The organism is Actinoplanes sp. NPDC051633 (assembly GCF_040681735.1).
Classification (GTDB): Bacteria; Actinomycetota; Actinomycetes; order Mycobacteriales; family Micromonosporaceae; genus Actinoplanes.
In genome coordinates this window covers 1-3,982 of record NZ_JBFAZH010000735.1, presented here as the reverse complement: position 1 = coordinate 3,982, position 3,982 = coordinate 1, and the positions used below count along the sequence as shown (strand labels likewise).

The following is a 3,982-nucleotide window of genomic DNA, read 5'->3' as shown; positions in this document are numbered from 1 at the left end:
GCCGTCCGGTGTGAACGCCACATGCTCGGCGCTCTGATCCGCGGTGTCGAGTTCGCCCAGCGCCGTGCCCGACCGCAGATCCCACACACCGACGCCGGGCAGAGCGGTGGCGTCGTCTTCGTCGAGGAAGGCGACGGCAAGCAGCGAGCCGTCCGGAGAGATCGCCGGGCTGCGGGCCACCTTGCCGTCGGCGGATCGCAAAGTGAGCCGGAGGCGGCCGTCCGGACCGAAGACCAGGACGCGGCCATCCCCGGCAGACGCGACCAGCGTGCGGTCCGGGCCGATGGCCATGCCACGCGGCTCGTCCGCGCCGCCGGTCAGCTCGATCGTTCCGGTGAGGTCTCCGGCGCGAGCGTTCCACAGACGCACCCGCGGCTCGAACGCCTGACTGGCCACGACGTCGCCGCCCGGACCGAAGGCGACGTAGCCCACCGAACTCGGGTGCCACAGGCGGCCGACGCCGAGCCGGAACAGCATCGGCGGAGAGTCCAGGCCGGCGACGACGAGGGTTTTCCCGTCGCCGGACACCGCGATCGACTGGGCCATGCCGCGGAAGAGGGAGAACTCCAAGCGGGCACCGCCTCCGTCGGCCAGGAGGCGCTGGATCGAGTTGGGTCGCTGAGACTGCGCCAGCACCGTGCCGTCCGGCGTCACCGCGATGCGGTTGGGACTGAGCGGATGGTCGGCCTCACTCAGCCGGGCGATACGCCGCCCGCTCATCGGATTCCAGGACACCAGCTCCGCAGACGCGAGGGTGAGTGTCACCAGCCGGCCGTCGCGAGTGAAGACGACGTCCGCATAGTCACGTCCCGCATCCGTCATGGTGACGCGTCCGTCGAAGCGGCGGATGACCTCGACCCGGCCGAGTCCGGCCACCGCCACGTGGTCGCCCGCCGCGCTGACGGCCAGTGCCAGCGCGACGCCGGAGTGGGTGGGGATGCTGTCGAGAAGCTTGCCGTCCGCCGGCCGCCACACACCCAGGATCGCGCCGTCCGGGCCTGCCTTGTCGGCACGCATGGCCACGACGGCTGACGAGTCGGGCAGCCAGGCGGCCGCGGCGAAGGCGGGGAGGGTGCGGATCAACGTGCCGGTCGCCACGTCCCAGAGGGCTACGCCGTCCGTTCGGCTGATCGAGCCCGACGCGAGGTAGCGCCCGTCCGGCGAGAACGCGAGGTCGATCAAGCTGGCGCCGGGATGGCGCAGCTCGCGCTCCAACCGCAGGGTGGCCGCGTCCCACAGCTGCACACGGCCGTCGCGGTAGCCGACCGCCACCCGGCGGCCGACCGGGCCGACCGCGACCCGGTATGCCCCCTGCTCGGCACCGAGCGGGCCGATGGTCGTGGTCTGCTGGGCGGAGAACAATGCGCTGCGCGCCTCCGTGGTGCGCGACGCCGCCCACGAGTCGAGGGCGTTGCGATCGGCGCTCAGCTCGTCGAAGAAGAAATCCGTCCGCATCTCCGCGGCCAGTTGCCGCGACCGCGCAACCTGCCAGTTGTCCTCGGCCTGGCCACGCTGGTACCAGGCCACCGCGCCGCCGGTCACGGCCAGCAGCAGCGCGACGGCCAGCCCCGCGACGGTGCGACGCAGCCGGTTGGTGGTGCGGCGGCGGACCAGTTCCCGGTCCTGGGCCGCCGACTCCGCTGCCGCCAGGAATCGCCGCTGCGCCTCCGGCAGGTGGCGACCCGCCGCCCATTCCCGCGCGGCGTCGAGGCGTGCGCCGCGATACAGCGAGTCCCTGTCCTCACCCGAGGCGACCCAGTCGGCAGCCGCCAGCGCGAGCCGCTGCCGCAGCAGGATCGTCTGCCGTTCCTCGACCAGCCATCCGGCCAGCCGCCCCCAGCCGGTGAGCAGCGCCTCGTGGCTGACCTCGACGGTCTCCTCCCCCGCCGTGACCAGCCGCGCCGCGATCATCGGCGCCAGCACACCGACGTCGGCCTCGGCATGGGAAGCCCGGTGCCGGACCGGGAGATCGTCCACGATGGTCACCAAGGCCAGCATCGCCCGGCGCAGCGCCGCCCGGCCGTCCTCGTCCAGGCCCAGGTAGATGGTCTCGGCGGTCTCCGCAACCGCGCGCCGGATGCCGCCGGTCGCCCGATAACCGGCCACCGTCATGGTGTCGCCGTCGCGCCGATCCCAGGTGGCGCGCAGCGCGTGCGCCAGCAGCGGCAGCGATCCACCGCCGCCCAGCGCGCCCAGATCGGCCAGCAGCAGATCTTCCAGGCCGGGTTCGAGCGTGTAGCCGGCGATCGCGGCCGGCTCGCGGATCGCCCGGCGCAGCTCGGCCGTGCTCAGCGGCCCGACGACCACCTGGCCGGCGAGCATGTCCACCATCGGGGGCAGCTCCGTGCACTGTGGATAGAAGTCGGCGCGCACCGCGATGATCACCAGAGCGGGCGCGGCCGCCGCCAGTGCCGCCGCGAAGGCCAGCCGCTCGGCGGGATCGGTGCACTGGGTGAAGAGCTCTTCGAACTGGTCGACGACGATCACCACCCGGCTCGCATCGGCCAGCGCCTCGAGCCGGCCGGTCAGCTCGGCCAGCGGCGTCGCGCCGGGGGTCATCACCAGCCACGGCCACGAGCCGCTGTCCTCGGTGAGGCCGTCCAGGGCCGGCAGCAATCCGGCGCGCAGCAGGGACGACTTCCCTGCGCCGGACACCCCCACGACCACCAGCGGCGGACCGCCGATCAGCTGCTCGCTGAGCCGGCCGAGCAGCTCGGCGACCAGCGTCTCGCGACCGCGGAAGTAGCGGGCGTCCAGCGAGTCGAAGCTGGCCATGCCGGGGTAGGGCGCCGGGCCTCCGGGGTCATCGCCGGGTCCCTCGGGCGACACCGGCCGGGGCGTCGCGAGCGGACGGCGACCGCGCAACTCCTCTCGGATCTGATGGGTCGCGATGAGCGACTGCCGGATCAGGTCGGTCTGCTGCCGCTGCTCGATGCCCAGCGCGGCCAGCGACCGGGACGCGTCCTCGGCCAGCAGATGCAGCCGCCCGACGTCGGCGCCCAGCGCGCCGAACGCCCCGGCCAGCTCCAGCCGCAGATCGTCGTCGGCCTCGCGCAGCGCGATGTCGACCGCGCCCACCGCCCGCAGCACCGAGGCGATCTCGTCGCGCAGGCCGGCGTCGCCGCTGTCGAGACGGGCGAGCAGCTCGGCGGCGATCTCGTCGCGCAGGCCCTCCGGGCCGGCGTCGCCGCGCGCCCGGTCGGCGGCGCTGACCAGAGCGTTGGACAGATAGTTGCTGCCCATCCCGCCGAGCTGGCCCAGCGCCGCGTTCATCTCGGCCGTCGCGCCGAGGGCGGCCCCGACGACCGGCGCCACGGCGGACGCGCCGAGGAAGGCCACGATGCCGTAGGGGGTGGCCCGCCGCAGGCCGGCGCCGGCCGACCGGACCCAGGACCGGACACCGTCGCGAGCGCTCTGCACAGACTGCGAGTGGTCGATCACCCGCCTATGGTGTCATCGACCATCCACAGTAGGTAGCGGTGATCTTGGCTCAGCGCACCGCGGTCAGCGGCTGGGACGACGGCTCGACCGGCGCCGGCAGCTCGCCGAACGCACCGAGGTGCCGGTGGACGGCCGCCGCGGCGGCCCGGCCCTCGGCGATCGCCCAGACGATCAGCGACGCGCCGCGGTGCATGTCACCCGCGACGAACACGCCGTCGACGTTGGTCTGCCAGTCGGGCCGGGCGTCGACGACGCCGCGCGGGGTGCGGACGACACCGAACTGGTCGAGGAGCGGCTGCTTCTCCGTACCCTCGAAGCCGATCGCCAGCAGGACCAGCTCGGCGCGGATGTCGCGCTCCGAACCGGGAGTCACGGTCACCGTGCGTCTGCCGTCGATCCGCTCGACGACGACGTCGGCGACGCGGACGGCGGCGACGTTGCCGGCGCCGTCGTCGACGAACTCCTGCACCGCGACGCCGAAGACCCGGTCGCCGCCCTCCTCGTGCGCGGGGTAGTTGCGCAGGATCACCGGCCACGTCGG

2 protein-coding genes are annotated in these 3,982 nt (G+C 73.7%); both read right to left on the bottom strand.

Going from position 1 to position 3,982, the window contains the following annotated elements; genetic code table 11:
- Positions 1-3,441, bottom strand: a 3,441-nt coding sequence (locus AB0M20_RS30895) for a hypothetical protein (protein ID WP_364303853.1), incomplete at its 3' end; no start/stop codon positions are given.
- Between the two features lie 49 nt (positions 3,442-3,490).
- Positions 3,491-3,982: FAD-dependent oxidoreductase (locus AB0M20_RS30890; protein WP_364303852.1), on the bottom strand; the 492-nt coding region annotated here is incomplete at its 5' end.